This window comes from Nocardiopsis sp. iso_40, assembly GCF_056173285.1.
Map to the genome: position 1 here is coordinate 210,280 of NZ_CM149666.1, position 26,223 is coordinate 236,502.

General features: G+C 69.2%; 31 protein-coding genes. 11 read left to right on the forward strand and 20 right to left on the reverse strand.

What is annotated here, in order from left to right:
• The first annotated feature begins 75 nt into the window (after window positions 1-75).
• The 4 genes from AC0VYD_RS00965 (at window position 76) to AC0VYD_RS00980 (ending at window position 3,068) form a co-directional block, all read left to right on the forward strand.
• On the forward strand, window positions 76-339 hold the full coding sequence (locus tag AC0VYD_RS00965; protein ID WP_191273940.1) for a phosphoribosyl-ATP diphosphatase: 264 nt from the start codon (window positions 76-78) through the stop codon (window positions 337-339).
• A gap of 87 nt (window positions 340-426) precedes the next feature.
• Window positions 427-1,281, forward strand: coding sequence for an ATP phosphoribosyltransferase (hisG, locus tag AC0VYD_RS00970; protein ID WP_475478129.1), 855 nt, complete (start codon window positions 427-429; stop codon window positions 1,279-1,281).
• Window positions 1,282-1,470: 189 nt separating this feature from the next.
• On the forward strand, window positions 1,471-1,629 hold the full coding sequence (locus tag AC0VYD_RS00975; protein WP_475478130.1) for an LPXTG cell wall anchor domain-containing protein: 159 nt from the start codon (window positions 1,471-1,473) through the stop codon (window positions 1,627-1,629).
• Window positions 1,626-3,068 carry a glycosyltransferase gene (locus AC0VYD_RS00980; protein ID WP_475478131.1) on the forward strand — a complete coding sequence of 481 codons (1,443 nt, stop codon included), beginning with the start codon at window positions 1,626-1,628 and terminating at the stop codon, window positions 3,066-3,068. Before AC0VYD_RS00975 ends, AC0VYD_RS00980 begins: the two co-directional genes overlap by 4 nt.
• 49 nt (window positions 3,069-3,117) lie before the next feature.
• Here the strand turns inward: AC0VYD_RS00980 and AC0VYD_RS00985 are convergent, their stop codons facing one another.
• Window positions 3,118-4,599, reverse strand: coding sequence for a cellulase family glycosylhydrolase (locus tag AC0VYD_RS00985; protein WP_475478132.1), 1,482 nt, complete (start codon window positions 4,597-4,599; stop codon window positions 3,118-3,120).
• A gap of 58 nt (window positions 4,600-4,657) precedes the next feature.
• Between AC0VYD_RS00985 and AC0VYD_RS00990 the strand changes: the two genes are divergently transcribed.
• Window positions 4,658-5,230 (forward strand): hypothetical protein, encoded by a 573-nt coding sequence (locus tag AC0VYD_RS00990; protein WP_475478133.1) that lies wholly within the window; start codon window positions 4,658-4,660, stop codon window positions 5,228-5,230.
• Between the two features lie 175 nt (window positions 5,231-5,405).
• On the opposite strand, the gene AC0VYD_RS00995 is transcribed toward AC0VYD_RS00990, so the two are convergent.
• Window positions 5,406-5,936: a hypothetical protein gene (locus AC0VYD_RS00995; protein ID WP_475478134.1), complete on the reverse strand. Its 531-nt coding sequence runs from the start codon at window positions 5,934-5,936 to the stop codon at window positions 5,406-5,408.
• Window positions 5,937-6,087: 151 nt separating this feature from the next.
• Window positions 6,088-6,492 carry a DoxX family protein gene (locus tag AC0VYD_RS01000; protein WP_475478135.1) on the reverse strand — a complete coding sequence of 135 codons (405 nt, stop codon included), beginning with the start codon at window positions 6,490-6,492 and terminating at the stop codon, window positions 6,088-6,090.
• Between the two features lie 133 nt (window positions 6,493-6,625).
• Here AC0VYD_RS01000 and AC0VYD_RS01005 point away from each other — a divergent pair, with 133 nt between their 5' ends.
• Window positions 6,626-7,336 (forward strand): spermine/spermidine synthase domain-containing protein, encoded by a 711-nt coding sequence (locus AC0VYD_RS01005; RefSeq protein ID WP_475478136.1) that lies wholly within the window; start codon window positions 6,626-6,628, stop codon window positions 7,334-7,336.
• Window positions 7,337-7,363: 27 nt separating this feature from the next.
• Here the strand turns inward: AC0VYD_RS01005 and AC0VYD_RS01010 are convergent, their stop codons facing one another.
• The 7 genes from AC0VYD_RS01010 to trxA form a co-directional block, all read right to left on the reverse strand.
• Entirely contained in the window at window positions 7,364-7,582 is a 219-nt protein-coding gene (locus AC0VYD_RS01010; RefSeq protein WP_475480146.1) for an EF-hand domain-containing protein, read from the reverse strand.
• Between the two features lie 197 nt (window positions 7,583-7,779).
• The gene (gene pstA, locus AC0VYD_RS01015) at window positions 7,780-8,688 is read right to left on the reverse strand and encodes a phosphate ABC transporter permease PstA (protein WP_475478137.1); all 909 of its coding nucleotides are present in this window, start codon (window positions 8,686-8,688) and stop codon (window positions 7,780-7,782) included.
• The gene (pstC, locus tag AC0VYD_RS01020; protein ID WP_475478138.1) at window positions 8,685-9,689 is read right to left on the reverse strand and encodes a phosphate ABC transporter permease subunit PstC; all 1,005 of its coding nucleotides are present in this window, start codon (window positions 9,687-9,689) and stop codon (window positions 8,685-8,687) included. Before pstC ends, pstA begins: the two co-directional genes overlap by 4 nt.
• A gap of 106 nt (window positions 9,690-9,795) precedes the next feature.
• Window positions 9,796-10,941, reverse strand: coding sequence for a phosphate ABC transporter substrate-binding protein PstS (pstS, locus tag AC0VYD_RS01025; RefSeq protein WP_475478139.1), 1,146 nt, complete (start codon window positions 10,939-10,941; stop codon window positions 9,796-9,798).
• Between the two features lie 385 nt (window positions 10,942-11,326).
• A complete protein-coding gene (locus AC0VYD_RS01030) occupies window positions 11,327-12,112 on the reverse strand; it encodes a response regulator transcription factor (protein WP_475478140.1) in 786 nt (261 codons plus the stop codon).
• Window positions 12,113-12,161: 49 nt separating this feature from the next.
• Window positions 12,162-13,034, reverse strand: a complete 873-nt coding sequence (pstB, locus tag AC0VYD_RS01035) for a phosphate ABC transporter ATP-binding protein PstB (protein WP_475478141.1) — start codon at window positions 13,032-13,034, stop codon at window positions 12,162-12,164.
• Window positions 13,035-13,348: 314 nt separating this feature from the next.
• Window positions 13,349-13,771 carry a thioredoxin gene (gene trxA / locus AC0VYD_RS01040; protein WP_475478142.1) on the reverse strand — a complete coding sequence of 141 codons (423 nt, stop codon included), beginning with the start codon at window positions 13,769-13,771 and terminating at the stop codon, window positions 13,349-13,351.
• 227 nt (window positions 13,772-13,998) lie between these two features.
• On the opposite strand from trxA, the gene AC0VYD_RS01045 reads away from it, so the two are divergent.
• Together AC0VYD_RS01045 and AC0VYD_RS01050 are read left to right on the forward strand one after the other, a co-directional pair.
• Complete coding sequence (locus AC0VYD_RS01045; protein WP_475478143.1) at window positions 13,999-14,346, forward strand: YidH family protein; 348 nt, start codon at window positions 13,999-14,001, stop codon at window positions 14,344-14,346.
• On the forward strand, window positions 14,343-14,711 hold the full coding sequence (locus AC0VYD_RS01050; RefSeq protein WP_475478144.1) for a DUF202 domain-containing protein: 369 nt from the start codon (window positions 14,343-14,345) through the stop codon (window positions 14,709-14,711). The genes AC0VYD_RS01045 and AC0VYD_RS01050 overlap by 4 nt, the downstream gene beginning before the upstream one ends.
• 247 nt (window positions 14,712-14,958) lie before the next feature.
• On the opposite strand, the gene AC0VYD_RS01055 is transcribed toward AC0VYD_RS01050, so the two are convergent.
• The 3 genes from AC0VYD_RS01055 to AC0VYD_RS01065 all read right to left on the reverse strand — a co-directional run bounded on the left by AC0VYD_RS01055 (window position 14,959) and on the right by AC0VYD_RS01065 (window position 17,603).
• On the reverse strand, window positions 14,959-15,942 hold the full coding sequence (locus tag AC0VYD_RS01055; RefSeq protein WP_475478145.1) for an NAD-dependent epimerase/dehydratase family protein: 984 nt from the start codon (window positions 15,940-15,942) through the stop codon (window positions 14,959-14,961).
• Between the two features lie 87 nt (window positions 15,943-16,029).
• Window positions 16,030-16,743: a PIG-L deacetylase family protein gene (locus AC0VYD_RS01060; RefSeq protein WP_475478146.1), complete on the reverse strand. Its 714-nt coding sequence runs from the start codon at window positions 16,741-16,743 to the stop codon at window positions 16,030-16,032.
• A gap of 107 nt (window positions 16,744-16,850) precedes the next feature.
• Window positions 16,851-17,603 carry a WbqC family protein gene (locus AC0VYD_RS01065; protein ID WP_475478147.1) on the reverse strand — a complete coding sequence of 251 codons (753 nt, stop codon included), beginning with the start codon at window positions 17,601-17,603 and terminating at the stop codon, window positions 16,851-16,853.
• Between the two features lie 333 nt (window positions 17,604-17,936).
• Here AC0VYD_RS01065 and AC0VYD_RS01070 point away from each other — a divergent pair, with 333 nt between their 5' ends.
• Window positions 17,937-19,493 carry a glycosyltransferase family 2 protein gene (locus AC0VYD_RS01070; RefSeq protein WP_475478148.1) on the forward strand — a complete coding sequence of 519 codons (1,557 nt, stop codon included), beginning with the start codon at window positions 17,937-17,939 and terminating at the stop codon, window positions 19,491-19,493.
• 122 nt (window positions 19,494-19,615) lie between these two features.
• Window positions 19,616-20,041 carry a DUF3817 domain-containing protein gene (locus AC0VYD_RS01075; RefSeq protein WP_475478149.1) on the forward strand — a complete coding sequence of 142 codons (426 nt, stop codon included), beginning with the start codon at window positions 19,616-19,618 and terminating at the stop codon, window positions 20,039-20,041.
• Here the strand turns inward: AC0VYD_RS01075 and AC0VYD_RS01080 are convergent.
• From AC0VYD_RS01080 to AC0VYD_RS01105, 6 genes are all read right to left on the reverse strand, one after another.
• Entirely contained in the window at window positions 20,017-20,817 is an 801-nt protein-coding gene (locus tag AC0VYD_RS01080; RefSeq protein ID WP_475478150.1) for an SURF1 family protein, read from the reverse strand. The two genes, AC0VYD_RS01075 and AC0VYD_RS01080, sit on opposite strands and share 25 nt — an antisense overlap.
• A 363-nt stretch (window positions 20,818-21,180) precedes the next feature.
• The gene (locus AC0VYD_RS01085) at window positions 21,181-22,212 is read right to left on the reverse strand and encodes a Fic family protein (RefSeq protein WP_475478151.1); all 1,032 of its coding nucleotides are present in this window, start codon (window positions 22,210-22,212) and stop codon (window positions 21,181-21,183) included.
• Window positions 22,213-22,770: 558 nt separating this feature from the next.
• On the reverse strand, window positions 22,771-23,289 hold the full coding sequence (locus AC0VYD_RS01090) for a type II toxin-antitoxin system RelE family toxin (RefSeq protein ID WP_475478152.1): 519 nt from the start codon (window positions 23,287-23,289) through the stop codon (window positions 22,771-22,773).
• On the reverse strand, window positions 23,289-23,594 hold the full coding sequence (locus AC0VYD_RS01095; protein ID WP_475478153.1) for a prevent-host-death family protein: 306 nt from the start codon (window positions 23,592-23,594) through the stop codon (window positions 23,289-23,291). The genes AC0VYD_RS01090 and AC0VYD_RS01095 overlap by 1 nt, the downstream gene beginning before the upstream one ends.
• A gap of 91 nt (window positions 23,595-23,685) precedes the next feature.
• Complete coding sequence (locus AC0VYD_RS01100) at window positions 23,686-23,877, reverse strand: type II toxin-antitoxin system VapB family antitoxin (RefSeq protein WP_191276325.1); 192 nt, start codon at window positions 23,875-23,877, stop codon at window positions 23,686-23,688.
• 99 nt (window positions 23,878-23,976) lie between these two features.
• Window positions 23,977-24,516 (reverse strand): DinB family protein, encoded by a 540-nt coding sequence (locus tag AC0VYD_RS01105; RefSeq protein ID WP_475478154.1) that lies wholly within the window; start codon window positions 24,514-24,516, stop codon window positions 23,977-23,979.
• Window positions 24,517-24,666: 150 nt separating this feature from the next.
• On the opposite strand from AC0VYD_RS01105, the gene AC0VYD_RS01110 reads away from it, so the two are divergent.
• Entirely contained in the window at window positions 24,667-25,434 is a 768-nt protein-coding gene (locus tag AC0VYD_RS01110) for an alpha/beta fold hydrolase (RefSeq protein WP_475478155.1), read from the forward strand.
• 70 nt (window positions 25,435-25,504) lie between these two features.
• Here AC0VYD_RS01110 and AC0VYD_RS01115 read toward each other — a convergent pair whose 3' ends face one another.
• Window positions 25,505-25,915 carry a VOC family protein gene (locus tag AC0VYD_RS01115; protein WP_475478156.1) on the reverse strand — a complete coding sequence of 137 codons (411 nt, stop codon included), beginning with the start codon at window positions 25,913-25,915 and terminating at the stop codon, window positions 25,505-25,507.
• Window positions 25,916-26,223: the final 308 nt, after the last annotated feature.

Here is a 26,223-nt window from a genome sequence, read left to right on the forward strand (position 1 = left end):
TTCCGGTCCCCGGTTGGTCACGGGGAGTCGGATGCGCCTACTCTGGTACCGCACTGTCGGTCGAGGAAAGACACCATGAAGACCTTCGAAGAGCTGTTCGCCGAGCTGTCCGGGAAGGCGCGCTCCCGCCCCGAGGGGTCCGGGACCGTCGCCCAACTCGACGCCGGCGTCCATGCCATCGGCAAGAAGGTCGTCGAGGAGGCCGCTGAGGTCTGGATGGCCGCCGAGTACGAGTCGGACGAGCAGGCCGCCGAAGAGATCTCGCAGCTCCTCTACCACCTCCAGGTTCTGATGCTGGCCCGTGGCCTGCGCCTCGAGGACGTCTACAAGCATCTCTAGGGCCTGCCCCCCGCGCCCCTCCCGGGCGCGGACGCGGACCGGCCCACGGACGTCCCCGAAGCCGCAGAACCAACCAAGGAACCCATCATGCCCGACATGCTCAGAATCGCCGTGCCCAACAAGGGCCAGCTCTCCGAACCCGCCGTCCAGATGCTGGGCGAGGCCGGTTACCGGCAGCGCAAGAGCAGCCGCGACCTCGTCCTGGTCGACCCCGACAACAACACCGAGTTCTTCTTCCTGCGCCCGAAGGACATCGCCGTCTACGTGGGCGAGGGCATCCTCCAGGCCGGGATCACCGGCCGCGACATGCTGCTGGACTCCGGTGCCCCGGTGGACGAGGTCCTCCCGCTCGGCTTCGGCGGATCCACCTTCCGTTTCGCGGCCCCCGGCGGCGGCCGGATGAAGGTCTCCGACCTGGCGGGCAAGCGCATCGCCACCTCCTTCGACGGCCTGCTCACCGCATACCTGGAGCAGCAGGGCGTCGACGCGCGCGTCATCCACCTGGACGGCGCGGTCGAGAGCTCGGTGCAGCTCGGTGTGGCCGACGCGGTGGCCGACGTCGTCTCCACCGGCACCACCCTGCGCAACGCGGGGATGGAGACCTTCGGCGACCCCATCCTGGTCTCCGAGGCGGTGGTCATCCGGCCCACGGACGCCCCCGAGGACCAGCAGATCGAACAGCTGCTCCGCCGTCTGCGCGGCGTCCTCGTGGCACGCGACTACGTGATGATGGACTACGACGTGCACGCCGAGAAGCTGGAGCCGGCGGTCGCCCTCACTCCGGGCATGGAGGGGCCGACGGTCTCCCCTCTGCACCGCGAGGGCTGGGTGGCGGTCCGGTCGATGGTCCCGCGCAAGGACGCCCAGCGCATCATGGACGACCTGTGGCAGCTCGGCGCCCGCGCCATCCTGGTCACCGACATCTACGCCTGCCGCCTGTAGGAATCCTCCCCCGGGCCGGACCGCCCCGTCCGTGCGCGTCGTGCGGCGCATACGCGTCGGCGGGAGCACGGTCCGGTCATTGGGAAGAATTGACGGCTAGTTTGCCCTGGTCGGAATGTTGTTCGCGGCTTTTCCTCCCCTTTCGGAGGCAGAGTGTGAGCGAACCGCACCCGACCGAGGAGAGAGCCCATGCCCTACGGATCAACGGCCGGACCCGGCGCCACCCTGGCGGCGACCGGTTTCGCCACCGGTTACTTCTGGCTCGTCGCCACCGGCCTGGTACTGGTGGTGGTCGGCGCACTGCTCGTCCGGATGACCTTCCGCCGCGGTGTCGGACCCGTGGAATGACGGCTCCGGAGAAGGACCGCCCCGCCACGGTCCGCCGTCCCACCCCCGAGGGCCTGCCGACCGACCCCGAGCTGCCCGCCGCCCGCTGCGCGCCACCCGGGACCGCCGTCCTGTGCGGATCGCTTGCCCTGGCCGGCTTCGCGCTCTGGGGGCTGCTGCACGTCTTCGGGGCGGTGTCCCACGCCGGGTCCGGCGGTTCGAGCCTGGCCCTGGTCTGGCTGACCTGTTTCCTGCTGCTCTGGTGGGTGCCGCTCGCCTGGTTCGAGCGCCCCGTCCGGGCGTCGCAGGAGCAGCACCGTGCTCTGGACGAGCTGACCGTGACGGTGCAGATCCCCGTCTACAACGAGGACCCGGAGATCCTCTGGGCGTGCCTGTGCTCGGTCCTGGCCCAGTCCCGGCCGGTCCAGCGGGTGCGGGTGGTCGACGACGGGTCCAGGGACGCTGAGACCGGCGAACCCGTCGACTACGCACGGATCCGTGACGCCTTCCTGGCCCGGGCCGAGGCGGCCGGGGTGGAGGCCACCTGGGACCGGGTGCCGAACCGGGGAAAGCGCTTCGCGCAGATGCACGTGCTCACCGAGGACGACGCCGACGTGTTCGTCACCCTCGACAGCGACTCGGTCATGGACCGCCACGCCGTCCGCGAGGGGATGGCGCCCTTCGCCGACCCCGCGGTGCAGTCCGTGGCCGGGCACGTCCTGGTCCTCAACGACCGGGCCAACCTGCTCACCCGGATGACGTGCCTGCTGTACCTGCCCTTCACCAGGGGCCTGCGCAGTGCCCAGTCGGTCATGCGCAGGGTCACCATCAACTCGGGGACGCTCGCCCTCTACCGCGCCGACGTCGTACGACAGAACGCGGGGGCCTACGAGAACGAGCACTTCTGGGGCCGTCCCATGCAGATGAACGACGACTCCATGCTCACCTTCTACGCGCTGCTGCGCGGGGACACCGTGCACCAGCCCTCGGCGCTGGTGTTCACCCTGGTGCCGGAGAGGTTCGGGCACTACTTCGGACAGCAGCTGCGGTGGATGCGGGGGACGACCGTCCGCCACCTGTGGTGGCTGAGGTACATGCCGTTGGGCGGGGTGGTGTTCTGGGTGACGGTCACCGAGTACCTCCACATGCTGCTCGGCGTCGCGGTGCCCGTGGCGATCCTGGCCGACCCCGGTCTGCGCGAGCAGTGGGGGGACATCGCCCTGGCAGCACTGGTGGTCGGCACGGCCGTCAGTTACGTGATGGCGCTCCGGATCTTCGCGGTGCGCCGGGAGGGAGAGTCGACCGGCTACCGGTGGCTGCTCTTCCTGTGCGCGCCGGCGGCCACGGTGTGGCGGATGGTCGTGCTGCGCCCGCTGTACCTCTTCGCGGTGCTCACCTGCCGCCGGATCGCGAACTGGGGCACCCGGGAGCGGGTGGAGGTCGCCGCGGCACGGGTCTGAGGAGGGGCGTCGCCCCGGGCCCGGGGGCGACGCCCGCGGGGCGGGACCCTCACCCCGGCACGACGGTCAGGGCGGTCTCCTCGCCCTCGGTGGAGCCCGGGACGGCCACGTGCAGCACCCGCGTGTCCGCGTCCCAACGCGACGTCCACCCGCTGTCCCCGGCCGGGGTGTCCACGGTCAGCTCGAACCCGTCGCCGGGCCCGGTGCCGAAGGTGGCCTCCGGCAGGTACAGCTCGGTGGATCCGGACACCTCCGCGCGTTCGGTGTACCGGACCGACAGTTCGCCGGAACCCGTGTCGTAGCCCCATTCCAGCGGTTCACCGGCGATCGCGCGCGGGTAGGGACGGTTCATCACGTCGGCGAGCGGCCCGGGAACGAGCCGGTCGTCCTCGTCCCGTCCCTCCCACGGGCCCCAGCCGTCGAGGTCGTTCGACCAGTAGGTACGCCCGGACGCCATCGCCTCGGTCTCCGCCAGCACCCGCCCGACGAACTCCGGAGCGCCCTCCCCGGACATGTCCAGGCCGAACTCGCCCAGCACGATCGGGGCCTCCAGGCGTTCCCCCACCAGTTGGACGCTGCGCGACCACGTGTCCACGCTCCTGTCGATCCGGCCCCTGGAATCGCCCTCGTAGGACTGCCCCAGATCCATGGGCAGCGCGTACAGGTGCGGGGCGTAGACGATGCGCGGATCGCCCTCGCGCGGATCGTCGAGGCGGGGCAGGAAGGAGGGCAGCCCCCAGTTCACGCCGACGGCCTGGCCCTCCACGAAGATCCACGTGTCCTGGTCGACCGAGCGGATCCGTGACATGGAGCGGCGGTAGAGCTCGGCGAGCGGCCCGGTCTCGAAGTCGGCGCCCTGGAGGCTGCCGCCGAAGGGTTCGTTCATCAGGTCGTAGCCGATCACCGCCGTGTTCCCGGAGAACCGTGCGGCCACGTGGCCCCAGGCGTCGGCGTAGGCGTCCATCAGTTCCGGGTGTTCGCCGGTGGTGCCCCAGAAGTGGTCGAAGGACCGGATCACCCCGGGCTCCAGGTAGACGAGTTCCCACATCTCCTGGCTCTCCACCGGCAGCCCGTCGTTGTGGGTGGCCCACGCGGGGGCTCCGTTGCCGGAGTGCTCCTCGGGGCTGGTGTGGCGGCCGTAGAGGTCCTGGTGCATGTCGAGCAGCACGTTGTAGCCCCGGTCGGCGTACCACTCGACGCGTTCGTCGACGGCGTCCAGGTAGTCCTCGTCGTAGACGCCCCGCTCGGGTTCCAGCGCCTGCCACTGGACGAGGAGGCGGACGAAGTTGGTGCCCGTGGCGTCGTACTCGGCCTGGACGTCGTCCTCGGTGATCCACGGCAGCCGGTCGGGGTCGTCCTTGGCCGAACCGGAGGTGTTGAAACCGTGCAGGAAGAGCGCCCGCCCCCGTTCGTCGGTGACGTACCGGGTGGGCCCCGGGTCCTGGCCGGTGAGCGCGGCGGCACCGGTTCCGAGGAGGAGGATGACGGCCAGGGCGATCGGGACGGTCCTGCGCTTGCTGATGCGCTGCATCTCGCTCCTGGGGGGTGGGGAGCAGGGGGGATGTGGTGATGAGACCTAAATCACTATCATGCAAAGGGTGAACATTCTCCGCAACAGCCTCCGAAACCCCCGGAATCTTCGAATCCCCTCCGTCGCCGCGGTCGCGTCCCTGGTCCCCTGCCTGCTCTTCGGCAGCACCGCCTTCCTCGCCTGGCTGGGCGCCCGCGCGGCCTGGCTGATGCTGCCCACCTCGCTGGGCGTGCCCTTCGCCTTCCCGAGGCTGAGCTTGGCCGCCGTGGTCGGCCAGCCCGGTTGGAGTCTGGCGACCGAACTCGCCGCGGTGCTGGTCCTGGCCGCCGTCGCCGCCTGGTGGACGTACCGGGCGCTGGAGCTGCGCCCCGGGGCGGACCCGTGGCGGGTGCTGCTCTCCGCCTGGGCCGGTGTGCTGCTCGGCCTGGTCCTCGCCAACGCCCTGCGCGCGGCCGTCACCGCCCTGGCCGCGGGGGCGGGGGCGCTGCCGTTCCTGGCCTACGCCTTCGCCGGAGCGCTCTCCGGGCTGCTGTGGGCCCTCTGCCTGGGCTGGGTGTGCGCGGCCCCGGTGGCCCTGGTCCACCGGTTCACCGGACGGGCCCGGACCGTGGGGGAGCCCGCCCCGGTCTGACCCGGTCCCTTCCCGGGGACTCGTCGTTCGTCCACAGGCTGTGCATAACTCGGGTCACGGGTGATCCTCCGAAAGCCCCTGCTCCTCCGGGCCCTGCTCTCCCGTTTCCGGATCTCCCGTGTTCGTCCACAGGCTGTGGAAACAGAACCCTCCCGCCATTGGCCGAAATCTCGGATCACCCGGTGAATCCGGGCGGGAGAATCGACCGGATGAGTTTCCCGTCCCTCGGACACACCCACGATGGAACACCGCTCACCACGTCGGGTTTGGCGGGGTGCACATGTCCGGGGCAGAGCGGCGCGGGTTCTCCGCGGGTGCTCTCCAGAACCTCCTCCTGAAGCTGGTCCGCGAGCATGATCACCGCTTCGGCGTCCGGCAGGGAGTCCGGGAGCCTCACCATGGAGCCGATCCCTCTGGGGTCGAGGGACAATCCGACGAGCACCCCCGGTTCGCCGCCACCCGGATAGGTCCTGTCGAATTCCAGCTCCAGGGCGGAACCGGGTTTGAGGCCCGTGTCGAGGACAAGAGAATTGACGTTCTCCGTGGCCGTCACGGTCAGAGCGCAGACACGAGGGTTCCCGGCCTGTCGCAGCACCTCCTCGGACCACTTCCGCACGAGGCCGACATCTCTTTTCCGGCTCACTTCACCTCCCTGTATCCGTTTCCGGCGGGTGTCACGGGGAGCCCCGGCGACCCTATCGACCACGGCCGCCCTCCGCCCTGCTCCACAGGCGCGCGGCGCGGACCCCGAAAAACGGCGAACGCCCCCGGCCGGGGGCCGGGGGCGTGCTCGTGCGCCGGAAGGCGGACGCGCTCAGCTCCTCGTTCGACTGACGCCCGCCCCGTCTCCCGGAGGATCAGGCGGAGGACCCGGACCTGGGCCGCGACTGGAGCGCCGCCCAGATCAGGGGGATCTGCAACGGCACCCGCCCCCAGGCGACGACCTTGTTGTCGGCCGCCGACGGCAGGCGCCCCGAACCGGAGTCGAGCGCCATCTGGACGTTGGCCGGCCACACCGCCAGGAGCAGCGCGGCGCTGGCCGGACCGGCCCACCTGCGCCGGGTCAGCAGCCCGACCCCGCAGGCCAGTTCGGCGGCGCCGCTGCCGTACACGAACGCCCGGTGGGCGGGCAGGCGCCGGGGCATGATCGACTCGAACGTTCTGGGCGCGGTGAAGTGCAGTACCCCCGACCCGAGGAACAGGCCCCCCAGTGCGAGCGGGGCCGCTCCGCGCAGCCTCTCCAGACGTTTGCCCATGGTCATGCACACTCCTCTCGTGACGCGCCGCAACCAAAGCTACTCGCTGGTAAGCAAAGGGGTCCGCACCGGCCCTCCCGAAGCGGCGGAAGGTCCCGGACCCAACGGGCGGAGCGCCCCGGCGGGCACAATGTGGAACATGAACCAGCGAACGCGAGACCTCGCCCCCGAGGGCGAGACGGTCACCCTGGCCCGGGTGACCGGTGAGACCGGCGGTGACCTGGTGCTGCGCAGGGTGGGCGCACACTACGAGATCTACTCCAACGGGATCTTCCTGATGGACACCCGCGATGGAACCTCCGAGCGGGAGATGGTGCGTGCGAGCCTGGCCGGACTCCCCGCGGGCCGCTCGCACGCCCGGGTGCTGATCGGCGGCCTCGGCGTGGGCTTCTCGGCCCGTGAGGCCCTCGACAACCCCCGCGTGTCCCGCGTGGACGTGGTGGAGCTCGAACCGCAGGTGATCGCCTGGCACGACGACGAACTCGGCGAGGCCGCCGAGTACGTCCACCGCGACCCCCGCTGCCGGATCCACAACGCCGACATCGTCGCCTGGCTGGCCGAGGCCTCCGCCGCCGCCAAGCCCAGCCGCTACGACGTCATCTGCCTGGACACCGACAACGGCCCCGACTGGACCGTGGTGGAGAACAACAACCGCCTGTACGAGGCGGCGGGCCTGGAACAGCTCGTCCGGTTGCTGGCCCCCGGCGGTGTGCTCTCCTTCTGGAGCGCCAACGCCGTGGACAGCTTCGAGGAGCTGCTGCGGACCCGCTTCGGCTCGGTGGAGGTCGCGGAGGTGGTGGTCGCCCGGGGCGTCCCGGACACCGTCTACCTCGCCTCGAACCCCCTCTGACCCCACCGCCCCGGCGGCCGCCCGGTCTCAGCCCCGGTCGCGGGACATGTAGGCGGCGAACTCCTCCAGGGAGATCCGCTGGTCGCCGTCGGAGTCCATCGCCCGCACCGCCTCGGCGGCCTGCTCCTCGGTGGTCTCCTCGCCCAGGTTGCGCATCAGCGAGGTCAGCTCCTGCGCGGAGATGAGGCCGTCGCCGTCGGTGTCGACGAGGGTGAAGGTGGCGGCGTACTCGGTGGTCTCGGCCATCGGGGCTCTCCGGATCTGCTGGGGAAGGGGCCCGGCCAGGGTACCGGTGGCCGCCTGCCCGGACCAGTGGACGGCGCGGTCGCCGGGCGGCCCCGCTCCGGTGCCCGGCGGGGGAGGGAACACGGAAGGGGCCGTGCCTCCCGCTGCGGACAGCGGGCGGGCACGGCCCCTCGGTGGCGACAGTTGGTCGACGGGGCTCAGCGGGAGCCGGTGGAGGCCTTCGACCCGATCCAGCGGGCGATGACGGTGAACGCCAGCACCAGCACGAACAGGCTCAGCGCGGCGCCCCAGGCGCGGTCGATACCGGCCTCGAAGGGCTGGGCCGCGCCCCGGTACAGCTGGATGGGGACCGCACCCTGCGGTTCGCCCTGGAAGGCCGTCACGACCAGGCCGGAGCCGAAGGCGGTCAGCAGCAGCGGCGCGGTCTCACCGATGCCGCGGGCGATCGCCAGCATCGAACCGGTGGTCAGGCCGGGGGCCGCGGCGGGCAGGACCGTGTGCACGATCGTCTGCCACCTGCGGGCGCCCAGACCGTAACTGGCGTTGCGGATCTCGTTCGGGACCAGCCGGAGCATCTCCTCGGCGGACCGGGTGACGATCGGCAGCATCATCACGGCGATGGCCACCGCACCGGCGAAGGTGCCGAAGCCCATGCTGCCCCAGCCGATCACCACCAGGCCGTAGACGAACAGACCCACGAAGATCGACGGGATACCGGTCATCACGTCGGTGAAGAAGCGGATCGCGGAGGTCATCCGGTTCGGGCCGTACTCGACGATGTAGACCGCCGTGGCGATACCGAACGGGATCGACATCAGCACGGCCAGCGCCATGATGTACAGCGTTCCGAAGAACCCGGCCGCGTAGCCGCCGCCCTCGCGCCGGGGCGGGGGCTCGGTCTGGGTGATGAAGTCCAGGTTGATCACGCCGATGCCGCGCCGGGTCACCTCGAAGACGATGAGGACCAGGGGGATCATGGCGAGGACCATCGCCGCGGTCAGGACCACGGTCGCGGAGCGGTCCTTGAAGCGACGGTAGGAGGAGCCCTTGGGGCGTTCGCTCAGCGGAACGTGCCGGCGCGGCGGGGTGGAGGTCATGGTGCTCATACGGCGGCGTCTCCCGTCATGCGCCCCAGTCGCCAGACGATGACGCGGGCGAGGATGTTGACGATCATCGTGACCAGGAACAGGGCGACACCGATCGCCATCAGTGCGGTCCTGGCCTCCGGGGCGGCCTCACCGAAGGTCGCGGCGATGTGCGAGGCCATGCTGCTGCCGGTGCCGAACAGGCTCGCTCCCCAGGCCTGGGAGCCGCCGATCAGCATCAGGACAGCGATGGTCTCGCCCAGGGCGCGCCCCAGGCCCAGCATCGCCGCCGCGACGATCCCGGAGAAGCTGGCCGGGAGGACCACCTTGCGCAGGACCTCCCAGCGGGTCGAACCGAGGGCGTAGGCGGCCATCCTCTGGTCGATCGGGTGCACCACGATGACCTCGCGGATGATGGCGGTCATGATCGGCAGGATCATGATGGCCAGCACGATCCCGGCGGCCAGGTAGCCGACGCTGCGGACCGGGCCCTCGAAGAGGAAGAACCAGCCGAGGACGCCCTCCAGAAACTCGAAGAAGGGGCGGAGCACGTTCGGCAGGAACCAGTGCAGGCCCCAGAGGCCGAAGATGACGCTGGGCACCGCGGCGAGCAGCTCCACCATGTAGGAGAGCGGCTTGGCCAGGCGGTTCGGCGCCAGGTGGGTGATGTAGAAGGCGACCATGATCGCCAGCGGAAGTGCGATCAGGATGGCGATGGCCGAGGTCACCAGGGTGCCGTAGATGAACGGCCAGGCGCCGTAGGTGCCGCTGATCTCGAATCGGGAGCTGCCGGCGGTCCAGTCCTCGCCGAGCAGGAAGCCGAAGAAGCCCTCCTTGGCGAAGACGGGCCAGGCCTCGGACGTGGTGCGGATGACCATCAGGGCCAGGATGACCAGCACGATGGCGCCGCAGAGCGTGACGGCCCACTTGAAGATCGGGTCGGCCATCCTCCCCTTGCCGGACCTCAGCGTGCCCCGCCGGGGTTCCTCCGGGGCCGGGGCCTCGGGGGCCTCAGTGGACATGTTGCTTCTCCTCTTGATGGCTTTCGTGGGAGTGGGAGAGCGGTACGCCCCTGCGGGGACGGGGGAGGCGGGCCGGGGGCGCGTGCGCGCCCCCGGCCCGGTGGTGCTACTCCTGGTCGGAGTCGCCCTCGGTGTCGCCGTCGGCGGCACCCTCGTCGGAGCCGTTCTCGGAGTTGGTCTTCTCCAGCTCGGCGATGACGCGGTCGGTCAGTTCCGGGCCGAGGGGCGCGTAGCCCAGCTCACCGGCGAGGTCCTGAGCGCCCTCGTCGGTCAGCGCCCAGGTCCAGAAGTCGATGATGGCGTCGGCGGAGGCCTCCTCGTAGCCGCAGGTGTAGGTGAAGATCCAGTTGGTGCCGGCGATCGGGTAGCCCTCGCCGCCGATGTTGTCGATGGCGAACTGGAAGTTCTCCGGGACCTCGGCCTCGTCGGAGGCCGCGATGGTGGCCTCCAGGGTCGGCTCGATCGGGGTGCCGTCGGCGTTCACGACCGAGGCGACGGCCAGGTCGGACTCCTGGGCGAAGGACTGGTTGATGTAGCCGATGCCGCCGGGGTTCTGCGAGATGCCCTGCGCGACACCGTCGTTCTGCTGGCCGCCGACCAGGCCGGAGGCCCAGTCGAGCTCCTTGCCCTCGCCGTACTCGTCCGCCCACGACTCGACCTCGGTGCTGAGGTAGTGGGAGAAGACCGCGGTGGTGCCGGAGCTGTCGGAGCGGTGGACCGGGACGATCTCGTCGCTCGGCAGGTCCATGTCCGGGTTGAGCTCGGCGATCGCCGGGTCGTCGAAGGTGGTGATCTCGGTGGAGTAGATGTCCGCGATGGTCTGCGCGTCCAGCACCAGACCGTCGAGGTCGGGGTTGCTGAAGGCGATGACCACGGAGCCGAAGACGACCGGGAACTGGACGGCCTCGCAGCCGCGGTTCTCGGCCGCGAAGGCCAGGTCCTCGTCGGTGAGGTGGGCCTCGGAGGAACCGAAGTCGACGGTCTCCTCCAGGAACTGCTCCACACCGGCGCCGGAGCCGACGCTCTGGTAGTTGATGTCGACGCCCGGCTGGACGTCGTTGTTGTAGGTGTAGATCCAGTCCTGGAACAGGGGGTCGGGGAAGCTGGCACCCGCGCCGGTCAGTGACGCGCTGAGGTCACCGCCGCCGCTGCCGTCGGCACTGTCGCCGTTGTCCCCGCCACCGTTGCTGCACGCCGCCGCGAGCAGGGGGATGGTCGCCAGAACGGCGAGCTTGTAACGCCCGTTGCGCATGTCGTAGTTCTCCTCGTTGAATCACCGCTGTCGGGGCTGACGTGAAACGACAGTAAGCGTGCAGAAAGGCGCCGTGTCATCGAAATGAAGGACATCCGGTAGAAGGAGGGTGAATGGCGGGTAAATGAGGGTTACTATTTGATAACGGCACCTGTGTGTAGTGGTGCCGATGGCTGTGGGTAACCCTGAGTGGCCCGCTCTGACCTGGAGTTATGACGAGGTTCTCGGGTGTGTCGACGTGGGTTCGTGGTCGTTTGTATGACAACTTCCACTTTCCACGGATTCATCTGTCCGTTGGTCTGGTGAAAATGACCCGAACATGAATATCGGGCCTCTCCGCGGTTTCCGGAGGGCCCTGGAAAAGGTCCCGACTTCCTTCGTGCGGTTACCCGCCGTTCGCCGTGTCCAGCCGGTACCCGATGCCGCGGACCGTGTGGATGAACCGGGGCTGGGACTCGGAGTCACCGAGTTTGTGCCGCAGGCGGCGGATGTGCACGGCGATCGTGTTGTTCACCGGCGGGAGCGGCTTGCGCCAGACCTCCGTCCACAGCTCCTCCCGGCTGACCACTCTGCCGCTGTGTCTGAGCAGGAAGTCCATGATCCCGAACTCCCGCAGCGCCAGGTTGACCGGATGCCCGTCCACGAACAGCCGGTGTCCGAGGGCGTCCAGCTCCAGGTCGCCCGAGCGCAGCGCGGCGGAGACGCCGGCCTCCACCGGCGGCAGCCCCTCCGCCCCCGGCAGAGAACCGCGCAGCAGAGCCGACAGCTCGGGGATCCGGTACGGGCGGTTCACGCACGCCGTGGCGCCCGCGGCGAGCGCCCGCATCGCCCGCTGCGAGTCGCCCGGGCCCACCCCGATCAGGATGGGGATGTCCGTCGCCCGCCGGGTCACCCGCACCAGGGTCTCCAGTTCCACCTCGGGCGGGGTCGAGTTGGTCAGCAGTGCGTCCGGACGCGCCATCCCCACCCGCAGCAGGGCCTCGGCCCCGTCCAGGCAGACCGTGATGTCCACGTCGTGACCGCTCAGTGAGAGCACCAACTGGTGCGACTGCTCGGACTCGGGTTCCACCAGCAGGACCCTCAGCGGACCCTCCGTCCGCTTCACCCGAACCTCGGCGTCCGGCACGCCGGAAGGCGGCGGCACCGGTGCGGAGGAGGTGAGCGCGGGCATGGGCGGGTCCACTTCGTCGAGAGGGGTGGTACTGGGCGCGGGCGCTCGGTTACCCGAAGCGGCCCGAGATGTAGTCCTCGGTGCGCTGGTCGGCGGGCTTGCTGAAGATCTTCGCCGTTTCGTCGAACTCCACGAGGCTGCCGTAGCGGTCCCCGGCGTCGTCCACACCGGCGGTGAAGAACGCCGTGCGGTCCGAGACCCGGGCCGCCTGCTGCATGTTGTGGGTGACGATGACGATCGTGTACTCGGCCGCCAGCTCGTACATGAGGTCCTCGATCTTGAGCGTGGCGATCGGGTCGAGCGCCGAACAGGGCTCGTCCATGAGGATGACCTCGGGGTTCACCGCGATGGTGCGCGCGATGCACAGGCGCTGCTGCTGGCCGCCGGAGAGGGCGAAGGCGCTCTCCTTCAGCTTGTCCTTGACCTCGTCCCACAGGGCGGCCTTGGTCAGCGTCTCCTCGACCAGGTCGTCCATGTTGCCGCGCACCCCGTTGATCCGGGGACCGTAGGCGACGTTGTCGTAGATGGACTTGGGGAACGGGTTGGGCTTCTGGAAGACCATCCCGATCCGGCGGCGGACCTCGATCGGGTCCACGTCGGAGGCGTACAGGTCCTCGCCGTGGTAGGTCACCCTGCCCTCGACCCGCGCTCCCGGGATGAGGTCGTTCATCCGGTTGAGCGTGCGCAGGACCGTGCTCTTGCCGCAGCCGGAGGGGCCGATCATCGCGGTGATCTGACGCGGGCCCACCTTCATGTTCACGTCACGGACGGCCTTGTTGGACCCGTAGTGGATCGACAGGTCGGAGATGTCGAAGACGGGGTTGCCCAGGTCGGGAACCTCGCGGTTGTACCGGACGGTGTCGGGGGCGATGCCGCGGCCGGACTCGGTTCCGCGCGGGGTCGCGGTGTTGCTGACAGACATGGGGCCACTTCCGGGTCGGACGGAGCTCGTGTGCACGTGGGGGGTGAAACCCGCGGAGCGCGGTCGATACCCATGAAAATATGCCTGCGTGAAGCTGGGGTGAACGAACCCCGTGGCCAAGGTGAACGTGGGCGGTGGAGTGCGAAGCCCCCGGTGACGAACCGGTGTCGTCCCTCGGCCGCCGTGCTGCCGCAGCGTCTGTCCCCGGCACGGAACGGGGCGTGTCGGGGGTCCCGGGCCCCGAACGCGACCGCCCCGACGTCCGAGCACCCGCCGGGGCGGGCGGTGGGACGTCGGGGCGGTCGGGGTCCGCGTTACTGCGGGGTGTCGCCGGCCTGCTCGGCGACCTTCTGCTTGACCTCTTCCATGTCCAGCTCCCGGGCCTGGGTGATCAGGCTCTCCAGGGCCTCGGCGGGAAGGGCGCCCGGCTCGTTGTAGATGACCGTCTGGTCACGCACGATCATCAGGGTCGGGATGGACTGGATCTTGAACTCGAAGGCGAGCTCGCGCTGCGCCTCGGTGTCCACCTTGGCGTGCACGATGTCGGTGTGCTGCTCCGAGGAGCTCTCGAACACCGGGGCGAACTGCCGGCAGGGTCCGCACCAGTCCGCCCAGAAGTCGATCAGGACGAAGCTGTTGTCCTTGAGCGTCTCGGCGAAGTTGTCTTTGGTGAGTTCGACGGTGGACACGTGGTCTCCTGCTCTTCGTACGTCTTGTTGGTGTCGACCGGTGGCCAACTGCCATCCTCTTGGGTCCTACAGCGGTGGTGCCCACTCGTTTGTTCCACATGCCCCGACGGCGGTCCGAGCACCCCTCCTGGCTTGGAGGTTTCCGACCCAACACGTGTTGCATACCTGTTTGGGAGGAAAGACCGATCGAGGCTAGTGTCGGTTCTGGGACACGGGTTCATTGTCGTGACCGGAGCCCTTGTCGGGGGGCCGAACGCCGAAAACCGGGGGGACCGATGAGCGCTGAGGTGCCGGAGGGCGACCGGCCCGTCGACTACCGGTTCACCCTCGCCAACGAACGTACCTTCCTGGCCTGGATCCGCACCGCGCTGGCTCTGCTCGCGGGGGCGGTCGCCGTACTCCACCTGCTGCCGCTGAACTGGGAGGCGGCGCCCCGCACCCTGGTCGGTCTGACCCTGGCCGGGCTGGCCGGTGTCGTGACCGTGTACGCGCCGCTGCGCTGGTACCGCGTGCAACGCGTCATGCGCCGCGGCGGGGCCCTGCCGATGAGCCCCCTCCCGCTGATCACCACGTTCGCGGTGGGACTCGTGTGCCTTCTGGTCCTGCTGGGGAACCTGCTGTGAAACCGGGGGTGGAGAGGGACCCCGGCCTCCAGCCCGAGCGCACCCTGCTGTCCTGGCAGCGCATGCTCATCCTGCTGGCCGTGGTGGGCCTGCTGTACCTGCGGGGACCGCTCGACCCCGGCTCCTCCGCCGTGCCCGAGGTGGCACCGGCGCTCCGGGTGGGCGTCATGGCCTTCACACTCATGCTGGGAGCGGCCCTGGGCCTGCACCTGTGGTGGAGGTGGCGGAGCACCGGCCACGGACTCCGTGACCCCCGGACGGGGCAGCCGCCGCGGAACGTGGCCAGCCCCTGGGCGATGGGCCTGCTGAGCGCGGGTGTGCTCGCCCTGACGGTGGTCGTGCTGACGACGGTGGTCGTGCCGTGAGCCGGAGCCGCGGGTATGCCCCGTCCACGGGCGGGACTCGGGGTCCGGTACCCGGGGTGCGGGAGACGGCCGGTGCCGGGCCCCTGCCCTCGGGCGGGCGTCGGGGCGCCGGGCCGGCGGCGAGGCGGGGACCGGGCCTCGCGTGCGCCTCCTCTCCTGCCTGTCGGTCAGCGGCCGTGGAACGGCCGCGGGTCAGGCGGACCGGGTGGCGGGAACCCGGGTGCCGCCTTCCTCGTCCGGCCCGGGGTCAGACCGGTTCCGGCACCGAGCGGGCCGAACGGCGGTGCCGCACCAGGGAGCCGATGATGTCGTTCAGGTCCCTCGTCGGCTCGTAACCGATCAGGCGCGCGGCCAGGGAGGTGTCGGGGTAGCGGCGCTGCATGTCCTCGTACCCCTCTCCGTAGGCCTGTTCGTAGTCGACGTAGGTGATCGCGCTGGAGGAACCGGTCAGCTCCACGACCCGGTCGGCGAGCCCCTTGATCGAGACCTCCTCGCGGCCGCCCAGGTTGACCGCCCGGTTGTAGGCCTCGGGGGTGTCCATCAACCGCGTCAGGGCGGGGACCACGTCGTACACCGATCCGAAGCAGCGGCGCTGGGTGCCCGTTCCGTACACGGTGATGGGATCCGACGACAGCGCCTGGTCCACGAACCGGGGGACGACCATGCCGTACCGCCCCGTCTGCCTGGGCCCCACCACGTTGAAGAAACGGGTGATGACGCAGGGCACGCCGGACTCCGTGCCGTGGATGTAGGCGACCAGTTCGTCCAGGCCCTTGGCGGCCGCGTAGGACCAACGGCTCTTGATGGGCGAGCCGTAGATCCGGTCGTCGTCCTCCTTGAGGCCGTCGGCGTCGTTCTTGCCGTAGACCTCGCTGGTCGAGGCGACCATGTAAGGCACCCGGTGCCTGACCGCGGCCTCCACGACGTTCTCGGTGCCGTGCAGGTTGATCCGCAGGGAGCGGAGCGGGTTGTCGACGATGTTGTAGACACCCACCGCGGCGGCGAGGTGGAACACGGTGTCCGCCTCCGCGACGAGCTCGTCGACCAGCTCCCGGTCCAGGATGTCCCCCTGGACGAAACGGAACCCGGGTTGGTCCTTCAACTGGGACAGGTTCGACAGTGAACCGGTCGAGAGGTCGTCGAGCACGGTGATCTCGTGTCCCTGCGCGATGAGGTGATCGCTCAGGTGTGAGCCGATGAACCCGGCTCCACCGGTGATGACAGCCTTCATGGTTTCCCCTCCACTACGGACTGGGCGGATGTTCTGCTCTTCACGGGGGGTGGGTCGTGACGGGTGGGGGAGTTCGCGCGTCGTCGGTCAGGCCAGGTGGCGCAGGACGTGGTAGCCCTCGCCGAGGGCCACCCCGGCCTGCATGCCCCGGAGGACGGCGAGGCTGCGCAGGGTGAGTTCGGAGCGGGTGTGCGGGTGCTCGTGGCTCTGGGAGCCGTACAGCTCCATGCCGTGGAGCTTGGCAGCCAGGTCCTGTTCGGCGAGTTCGACGATGAGGTTGGGGGAGCACACGGGTTCGGTCCGCCACTGGTCGGCGGCCTCCTCGTAGGCCAGCACCAGCCGGGGGTGGTGGCGCAGGAGGGTGTTCGAGGGGCGCAGGGCCGTGTGGGCGGCCTCGGCGGTGGCCTGGTGGTCCTGGTTGTAACTGGTGCGGTGCGGCAGGAGCACCACGGTCGGCCGCAGGCGCGCGATCGAGAGCGGGCTCTCCCGCTCGATCAGCTGTGTCAGGTCCACCCGGGGGGAGGAGTCCAGCCTCAGGTGGTGCGTGTCGCCCGGCAGAGCCATGTGCCAGTCGTCCCAGCGGAAGTGTTCGGAGACCTTCTTGATCTCGGTGTAGCGCTCCTCCGCGGTGGAGAAGCCCCTCGGAGACTGGTCCGCGGTGTCGCCGACCGTCAGGAACTGCACGAAGACCTCCGCGCCCGCGTGCTTGGCCTTGCTCATCAGGCCGCCGCAGCCGAGGGTCTCGTCGTCGGGGTGGGGGGCGTAGACCAGGAGGCGCTCCTGTGACCAGTCCGTCGTCATGCCAGTTTCCCGTCCTTTGCCGAAGTGGGCGATCGGTTGTTACCCGAGCCGTCGGAACCGCTGCGCCCGAGGGTTCGGGTCGGCGGTGCCCCGCTCGCTGACCCTGGTCAGCCGCGGGACCTTGCCTGTCGGAGCACGCTCAGCGCATCCGGTCCGGCGTTGAGTAGGAGGTCGATCGCCGACAGGCGGGGCGCGAATTCGTCGGCGGGTCCGCGTGTGTGCTGCCGGTACACCGGGTGGTCGAAGTCCTGCCACTCGATGTCCACCCCGTAGCGGTTCATGATCCCGGGGTCCAGGTAGTCCCTCGCGCCCGCACCGGAGAGCAGGGTGTGCGCTCCGGCCTTGGCGCAGATCTGGGCGAGCAGCTCGCTCTTCTGTCCGGGGAAGTCCCCGAGTTCGCTGGCGCGCAGAATCGGTGTGTCGATTCCGAAACCGCGTGTCAGCAGGCGGGTGGTCGCGATGGCCAGCTCCGCGAGGTCCTCCCACCCGGTCTCGTACAGCTGGGCGATTTCTTCTGCGTAATCGTCCCAGTACGGGGCTTTTCGGTAACAGTGTTCAGCCAGCGCCCTGTAGTGCTTGGTTCGCCATTTGTGTGTGTTGTCAATCTTCTTGTCCAGAATGGTCTCGTCACGGCTGGCCTGCGTGACGGGCACGGTCAGCAGCACGGGCTTGCCCGGTCCGGCGACGTAGTTTCGGTTCTGCCAGCCTCGGCGCTCGAACTGAACCGTGTCGAGCATCACGAAACAGTCGGAGCGGTCGATCTTGTCGATCAGTCCCAGCCAGGGCCAGTAGTGCGGCTGGTGCACCGCGGCCAGGACGCGGTCGGTGTCGCCGCTGTTCGAGGCAGTTCTCCCACTCACGGGCTCCGGGGCTGCGCGGGCAGGATCTGGCGAGGGGGATCTCGGGTCGCCGATCACGCCGGGCGTTCTCCTTGTCTTGTCCTGTTGCGTTTCGCGAGGATTTCCCGGGCACTGTGTGACCTCGGGCAAACCGGGGCGGCACCATCGCCGACGCCTCGCCTCAAATATCTTCTAATGGGTACCACCTCACGCAAGCCCGTGTATACGATTTGCGTGGCCTACATAGGACGCGAACCCGGGTGAACCCACCGGTCGCGTAGGGCGTCAACCTAACACCGACTTTGTGGGTTAATGTCGGTCCGAAACCGATAACTTTCGGAGGGTCCCAGGCCTGTGCGTATTGCGCGTTTCATCGGTGGTCTACTGACCGGGTTGATCGCCCTGGTCCTGGCCGCCGCACTCTTCGTCTACTGGTTCGACTTCGCGACGTCGATGGCGGCAGCCGCCGGCATCGGCGCCCTCGGCTACGTGTTCCTGTGGATGGCCTTCGGGCTGAACCTTCTGCTGTGGACCGTGGTGGGCCTGCTCAGGCTGGCCGAGGGCGGGGCCCGGGGCGCCCTCCGGCGCGGCTCCCGGGGACGTCGGCCGCGGGTGGCCCCCGGCGGACGCGAGCGCGAGCGGGTGCTCGTCGGCGCGGCGGGCGCGGGCGGCGGCACCGCGCTGTCCGAGAGCGGGGCCGGAACCGGCCCCGTCGGCGCGGACGGCGTCGAAACGGTGGCCTCCGACGGCGCCGCGGCGGTTCGGGACCCCGAGGCCACCACCCTCGCCGTCATCATCCCGGCGCACAACGAGGAGCCGGTGATCGGCACCGCGATCTCCTCCGCGCTGGGCCTGTTCGACCGCTGGGACATCTACGTCGTCTCGGACTCCTCCGGGGACGCGACAGCCGAGATCGCGGCCAGGACCGGGGTGAACGTCCTCGAACTCCTCACCAACCGGGGCAAGGCCGGGGCGATCGAAGCGGTCATCGAGGAGTTCTCGCTGACCGAAAACTACGACGGTGTAGTGATCCTGGATGCTGACACCGAGCTCGACGCAGGGTATGTGGAAGGCGCCAAACGCCAGCTGGCCGACCCGGGTGTGGCCGCCGTCGCGGGCTTCGTGGTCTCGGAGTGGAAACCGCGGGAGCGCAACGTCATCGGGCGGATCATCTCCGCCTACCGGGACCGGCTGTACTTCATGCTCCAGTACTTCATGCGCTTCGGGCAGACCTGGAAGCGGACCAACGTCGCCTTCATCGTCCCGGGGTTCGCGAGCGTGTACCGCAGCCGTGCGCTCAGGGAGATCACCGTCAACCCTCCGGGGCTGGTGATCGAGGACTTCAACATGACCTTCGAGGTGCACCGCAAACGCCTGGGCAGGGTGTCGATGCGGCCGGACACCAAGGCCTACAGCCAGGACCCGTTCACCTTCCGGGACTACCGAAAGCAGGTGGGCCGCTGGACGCTGGGCTTCTGGCAGACGGTCCGGCGGCACGGGGTGTGGCCGAGCTTCTTCTGGCTGGCCCTGGCCCTGTACATCCTGGAGGTCGTGCTGGTCTCGTTCCTCTTCCTGGTCACCGTGGCGATCGCGGTGTTCGTGCTCGTCGGCACGTTCGGCGGGGACGTGGCGGCGGGCCTGCCGTTCTTCACGGAGGGGTTCACCGCGGTCACGGCCTTCCTCCCGCTGACCGCGCTCGCGATCGGCCTGCTCGTCCCCGACTACATGCTCACCTGCGTCATGACGGTGGTGCGCCGCCGGCCGTCCTACCTCCTCTACGGCCTGTTCTTCTTCCCGATCAGGATCGTTGACGCCTACCTGTCCCTGCGGATGATCCCGAAGGCGTGGACGGCCAAGTCCGACGGGCGGTGGAGCAGCCCCACCCGGGTCGCCAACAAGGACAGGAAGTAAACCCGCACCGAACTGCGAAAATGTGAGATTTTCCGGGCGCGGCCACCCCGGGGGCCCGCCGCGGTGGACAGCGCTTAGCCTCGATGGAGGGGACCCGACCCTCCTCGGGGCGAAGTTGTTGAATGGGTGAGGTCGTAGTGGACAAGAGGCGTGTTTCGTTCGCGTTGTACCGGGTGCTCGCTTACATCACAGGTGTCTTCCTGTTGGGCCTGACCTTCGTGGCCATGCCCGCCAAGTACCTGGTCGGCGAGAGTTCGATGTTCGCCCTGGCTCCCGCTCCCGAGGGCCTGGAGCACTGGTTCGGCCCCGAGTCGCCGCTGATGCTCTTCATCGCGATGCCGCACGGCTACGTCTACATGGCCTACGTGCTCGTCGTCCTGTGGGTTTCCCTGGACCGTCGCTGGGGCGCGGGCCGGACCCTGGGCGTCGTGCTCGCGGGCACCGTCCCGGTGCTCGGTTTCGTGGTCGAGCACCGTGTGGTCAGGTCCGAGAGGGCCGGGGAGCCGGCGTCCGCGGGTGCGGTTCAGGAGCCCGCGTCCGTCGGCTGATCCGGGTTCCGTCCGCTTTCCTCCGAGGCCCCGCCCGTGTTCCGGGTGCGGGCCTCGGCCAGTTCACGGCGCATGAGGATGATCCAGAACGCCACCCCGGAGGCGCCGAACATGGCCCACTGGACGGAGTAGCTGAGGCTGCGCCAGTTGATCGAGAACTCGGTGGGCGGCTCGGGCGGCGGCATCGGGGTGAGCCCGCCTGCCGCGGGGTCGCTCCCGGGCAGGGTGAGGTAGGCCGCGTAGAGCCGGTAGTCCCACTCGCCGACCAGTACCGACGGGGCGATCCGCTCTGCTGTTCCCGCCTCGGACTCGCCCATGGGGACGAAGCCCTCGGAGGAGTCCTGGGGCGGTTGGAGCCAGCCGGTGACGGTGACCTCGCCCTCGGGGGAGGGGGGCGGGTCGGTGCCGTCCGCGGACCAGCCCCGGTTCACGGTCAGGGCCACGCCGTCCTCGGTGACGAGGGGGGCGACCACCGCGTAGCCCTCGGCACCGTCCATCCGCTGCGGAACCAGGAGTTGGGCGTCGGCGTCGAAGCGCCCCCGGGCCCGGACCGCGGTGTTCGCGGTGAGGTTGGGGTGCAGGTAGGTACCGGGTTCTCCCAGATCGGTGACGGGCACGGCGTCGGCCAGGTCCTCCACCGGGTTGGTGATGACGTCGCGGTCGGGTTCGAACGCGCGGTTGCCCTGCCAGTAGGCACCGGCCGTGCACACCAGGGCCACGATCAGGGCGGCGAGGTGGAGGCCGAGCCAACGCGGGCTGAGGAGCGGTGATCTCACCGGTCCAGGCTATGCGCGGCCTCCGAGCGGCTGATCATGACCCCGTGTTGACGATGGCCACAGCCACTTGGCGGTTCCCCGGCCGAGGAATGAAGATCACTTTAAGTAGTTTCTCGTAACGGAGGGTTGTTCTTCGTGGGTGTGGTGGGTAGTGTCTCTATCAACGCGGAACGACACGATCGCTTCCGCGTGAGAGACCTTCAAGGCCGCGACTCCAGGGGGGAGGAGTCGCAGGCCGCTTCCCAGAGCGAGGGTTGCCTCCGTACTTTGAGGGGGGATGCGGAGGCGACCCTCGCCACCTCGTAGACGGGGCGGGCCCACCGGTCGGTGGACCCGCCCCGTTCCCGTGGTTGTCTCCGGGGGTCAGCCGGGGTGTCCCCGCTTTTTCGTGGATCGTTGGTGCTTCGTCTTCCGGTAGGCGTCCAAGGCCTTGCGGGAGCTCTGCCATGTCCCGTCCGGGGTCTGGAAAGCTTCCAGCCTTCCGCGTTGCGCGGCCTGGCGTAGGGCTGGGAGCGAGAACTCCTCGTCCGCGAGTGAGGTGAGCGGGACCATGCGCGCGGGACCAGCCACGTTGGGGACGATAAACCGTTCGAGGTTGTCGATCATCGCCCGCGCGATCAGTTCTCCCAACGACCCCGGGTCTCCCGCGTCGGCTCGTTGCATGGCGGTCAGGTAGGCGGGACGCTGCCGTTTGAGGATGATGACCGGGGGATACCCTAGACGCACCAGGATGAGGTTGAGCACCAACCGCCCCGTGCGCCCGTTCCCGTCGATGAAGGGGTGTACCTGCTCGAAGGTGTTGTGGAGCACCGCGAGTTTTTCCGGCAGGGGTTCCTTCCCCTTCGCGTCCGTGCGCTCGAGCCCAAGCTGGCGCACCCGGCCGACCCAGGCGTCCATTCGGGCGGGGACGAGCGGCCACGAGGGTGGAACCATGCCGGCGGAGAACGGATGGATGTCGTGTTCCCGATAGTTCCCCGGCCCCTCCCTGTCGGTGGCGTCGGGGTGCGGCGCCACGTCCCACACCGGTGTCATGGAAATCTGGTGAATGTGCCGAACCTCGCCAATGGTCAGAAGCCTCCCGTCATGCCATTCGCCTGGTTCCAGCGCCTGTCGATAGACCCAACGAGCCGCGTCCGCGTAGCCGCGGACCTCGTTGTACTCCTTCAGCGGCTTCGCACCCACCGCGCGTCCTTGGTCCAGCAGTGCTTGGACCTCGCGCAGGACGAGAGTGTTCCCTTCCAGAGCTGTCGAGTGATGGGCCTCAAGGTGCCAGATGTCGTCCCAGACGGCTCTTGCCTCGCGCGGATCAGGCAGGCCCCCGTACCGTTGCAGGTCCTCAATGGCTTTCTCCAGCCGTTGGTAGACGGTGGCCCTGCTCGGCCTTCCTCGTCCCACACGACACCCTTCTCATTTTGATAAGCCTGGTGAGTAGCGAAATGAACTTATCAACATTAGGTGTCGGGCGGCCCTGTTTCGCCTGAGGGGGCGGGGGTCTGAGGTGATCGTGGACGTGGTGCCTGACGTAGTCTTCGCGCTGGGGCCGATCGTCTGTCCGACTATGCGTGTCGAGGTCAGAGAGACGGGTGCGGCACTGTGACGACAGGCGGAGACGGGGCGAAGGGCTGAGTCGTTCCCAGCTCGGGCGCCCCGCTGTTGATACCCGTTCTGATACTGCCGCCCGGGTACCAGGGTGTCCCGGGATGCTCCCGGATGCACCGGAAGCGTTGCCCTGCCTGCTCTTACGGGGCCCTGATGGTTTCCGGACGCGCTTGGTTCCGCTGTCGACACGGGATGCGGAGGCGACCCTCGCCACCTCGTAGACGGGGCGGGACCACCGGTCGGTGGACCCGCCCCGTTCTTGTCGTGCCACGAGGACTGGTCCGTCCGTTCGCCCGTGCGGTTCCACTGCTCTCTCGGAAGCCGCACGCGCCGCAGGCGCTGACCAGCTGGTCGTCACCGGGGGCGCGCCCGGAAGTCCGCCCAGAGGTCCACGGCCTGTTCCAGATCGAGGGCGGCCACCTCCTCGGCAGGCATGCCGACGGTACGGACCAGGCGTTCGGCCAGCCAGTCCGGGACGGGTTCTCTCCTTGGCTCCGACTCATGCGGTACGGCTCCCGCGGGTTTGCCGAGATGCTCGATGACGACCGCGAGCTGCTGGGCCGCCGGGGTGTCCTTCCCGGCGGCCCGGACCCGTTGGGAGGCCTCGGCGTAGACTTGGGCGTCCGCCCGTGCCCCGACCGCCCAGACCTCGCAGATCTCCACGTTCTTCCCATCGGTCACGCGGTACACGATGCGCCAGGTGTTGCGTCCGACGACGAGTTTCCGAAATCCCGTGAGTTCGCCACCCAGGGGGTACCCGGCCTCCGGATTCTTCTCCAGGAGAAGGATCTTTTTGAGGACCCTGGGCACGGCGTCCGGGCCGAGCCGCCTCAGGTCGTCGATGGCGGCGTCGGTGAAGGTGATCTCGACCATCAGTCCCCGGGGAGTTCTTCGAGTGAGGCGCGGCTGTGCCCGAAAGCGGTCAGTACGTCGTCCAGGGAGGTTCGCTGTCCACTGTCGGTGAGCTCCCGTGCCAGGACCAGGGCAAGATCTCTGAGGTCCGTCTCGGCTCTCTCCAGTTCCGCGAGTCGGGAGAACGCGACCACGGCGGCCACCGGCTCGCGTCGGCGGGTCACGATGACCTCGGTCCCCTGCTCCGCGTCCTGGACGATGCCCGCCACGCCGCGTCTGGTGGCGTCGGTGACACTGATCTCCTGGGTGTGCTCAAGAATCGCCATTCTTCAACTGTATAGGAAGTTATATAGATTGGCAGCGGTGTCCGCCCTGGGTGGCGCGGTCCGCATGGCGGGGCTCTCGGGCGGGTTCCGGTCAGTTCCGCGGGCGCCGCCGCTTCGGGGGCTCCGTCCTGTCGCGCTCCCTGAGGGTCTCGGCCCTGCTCCGGTGGCGCGCCGCGTAGACCCGCAGGGCCAGGTTGACCGCGTCATCCTCGCTCCGGGCACCGGAGAACCTCATGGCCTCCCGGAGGGCCTCGTCGTCGATGTCGATCCAGGTCGGGCTCACGCCGCACTCCTTGGCGCTCAGGAACGTGTGGGACGTCCCCATCGTCTCGCACACTGAGGGTGACGTGAGCACTACCGAAGGGTGCGATCCGTGTCGGGGTCAGCCCATGGTCTTCTGTCCGTCCAGCGACTCGCGGATGATGTCGGCGTGGCCGCAGTGCTGCGCGGTCTCCCGGATCAGGTGCAGCAGGACGTCGCGCGCGCTCCACGAGGTGTCCTCGGGGAACCACGGCGCGTCCGGGAGCTTCCGGCTGACCTCCAGATCCGGCAGGGCGCGGACGTAGGCCTCGGTCTCCTCCGCCGCCCGCGCGTACTCGGCGAGGACGCCCTCCAGGGTCTCGCCGTCGACCAGGCGGAAGGTCTCCTCGTGGCGCTCGAAGGTCTTCGGGTCCTCGTAGTCGACCTCCTTCGGTCCCTCCTCGATGAACCCGACCCACCCGCGCTCCACCTCGGTCAGGTGCTTGGCCAGGCCGGCGAGGGTGAGCTCGCTGGCGGTGGTGCGCCGGGCGGCCTGCTCCCGGTCGAGCCCCCTGAGGGTGGTGAGCAGGAACTCGCGCTGCTGTGCGAGGAAGAACAGGAGCGTCTCCCTCTCGTCCGAGCGGGCGCGGTCCGGGTTCTGCTCCGCCGTCTGCACTGTCATGGCTCTCCTTCGTCCGGTTCGTCCTGGTGCTCCGAACTCTAGAGAGCATGGCGGTCAGTTACTGTCCTCTGTCTGGTCGGCATGGCCGGACTTTCTGGCTTCGGCGAAAGCCCTGCGGTTAACCTGGCGGTCTGGCGACCCGGAGGTTCCATGGCCCTGATACCGCTCCAGTACCGACTCGACGGCCCCGTGCACGCGCCCGTCGTGCTGCTCGTGCCGCCGTTCGGCACGAAGATGTCGGTCTGGGAACCCCAGATGCCCGAACTCACCCGCAACCGCCAGGTGCTGCGGATCAACCACCGGGGGCACGGGACCTCGCCGGCGCCCGAGGGGCCCTACTCCGTCGAGGACCTGGCCCTGGACGTCCTCGGTGTCCTGGAGGGTCACGGCTTCTCCAGGGTCTCGGCCGTCGGTGCCGGGTTCGGCGGATCCCTGCTGCTGTGGATCGCCGCCAACTCCCCGCGAACCCTGGAGCGGCTCGCGCTGCTGGCCGGGACGCCGCGCACACCGCCCATGCACCGCTGGGACCGTGTCGCCTCGCGGGTACGGGGGGCGGGGTTGGAATCGGTCACCTCGGACGTGGTCCTGCCCTGGTTCACCCCGGACCTGACCGAGGACCGCCCGGAGGTCGCGGCCCGGTTCACCGAGGACTTCGGCAGCACCGACCCGGGCGCCTTCGCGTCGATCTGCGACACCGTGGCCGGAATGGACCAGCGCAACCTGGTCTCCGGCGTGCGCGCGCCGACCATGGTGGTCTCCGCCGCGCACGACCCCCTGCTGCCGCCCGGGCACGGGCGCAGGCTGGCCGACGGGCTCTCCGACTCCCGGTTCGAGGTGGTTTCCGGGGCCGCGCACCTTCTCGGGGTGGAACGCGCCGACCGGGTCAACGAACTGCTCGTGGAGCACGTGGCCGCGTGAGGGGGCGCGGTCGCACACGGACCCCGTGCGCGGCCCCGGGTGCCCGGTTCCGCGTCCGCCGGGGCCGGGCTCAGGTCTGGTCGGGCACCGGGATCAGCGGGCTGTTGATCTCCAGCAGGTAGCCGTCCGGGTCGCGGAAGTGGGAGGCGCGGATGCCCCACGCGGTCCAGTCGCGGGGTTCCATCACCTGCCGCGCACCGTCCGCGACCAGGCGGGCGGCGGCCTCGTCCACGTCGTCGACCTCGAAGATGATCGCGAGCCGGTCCTGGTGGGGCAGTTCCGGGTCGGCGGTGTCGGTCTCCAGGGCCTCGGCCATCACCTCGCGCTGGTTGATCGCCAGCCTGGTCTGCGAGTGCACGTCGAACTCGGCGTAGCGGCTGTTCTCGTCGCCCCAGAGGACGGGGAGCTTGAGGATGTCGGCGTAGAAGCGGAAACAGGCCTCGTAGTCGTTGACGAGGAGCCTGGTGTAGCTGAGGCGCATGGAAGTCTCCTGCCGTGCGGGTCGGTCGTCGGCACCATTCTCACGTCCGAGAGTGACGGATCACTGAGTATCCGTACCCGGATGTTCTGTGGCCGGATGTGGCCACATTCTTTCCGTTTGCCTGGTTGACCTGCGGTTTCGGTTCTGGAACCCCGTCTCAGAGCGGGCACGGCCGCCCTTCGGTCCTCGACCCTCCTGGGCTCAAAAATGTAGTAGGAGTACTATCAATCAAAGTAGACCAAGTACGAAAGGAGGGAGAGCTGTGACGAACCAGGCACCCACGGACCGGTCCAGGGTCTGCCCTGCGG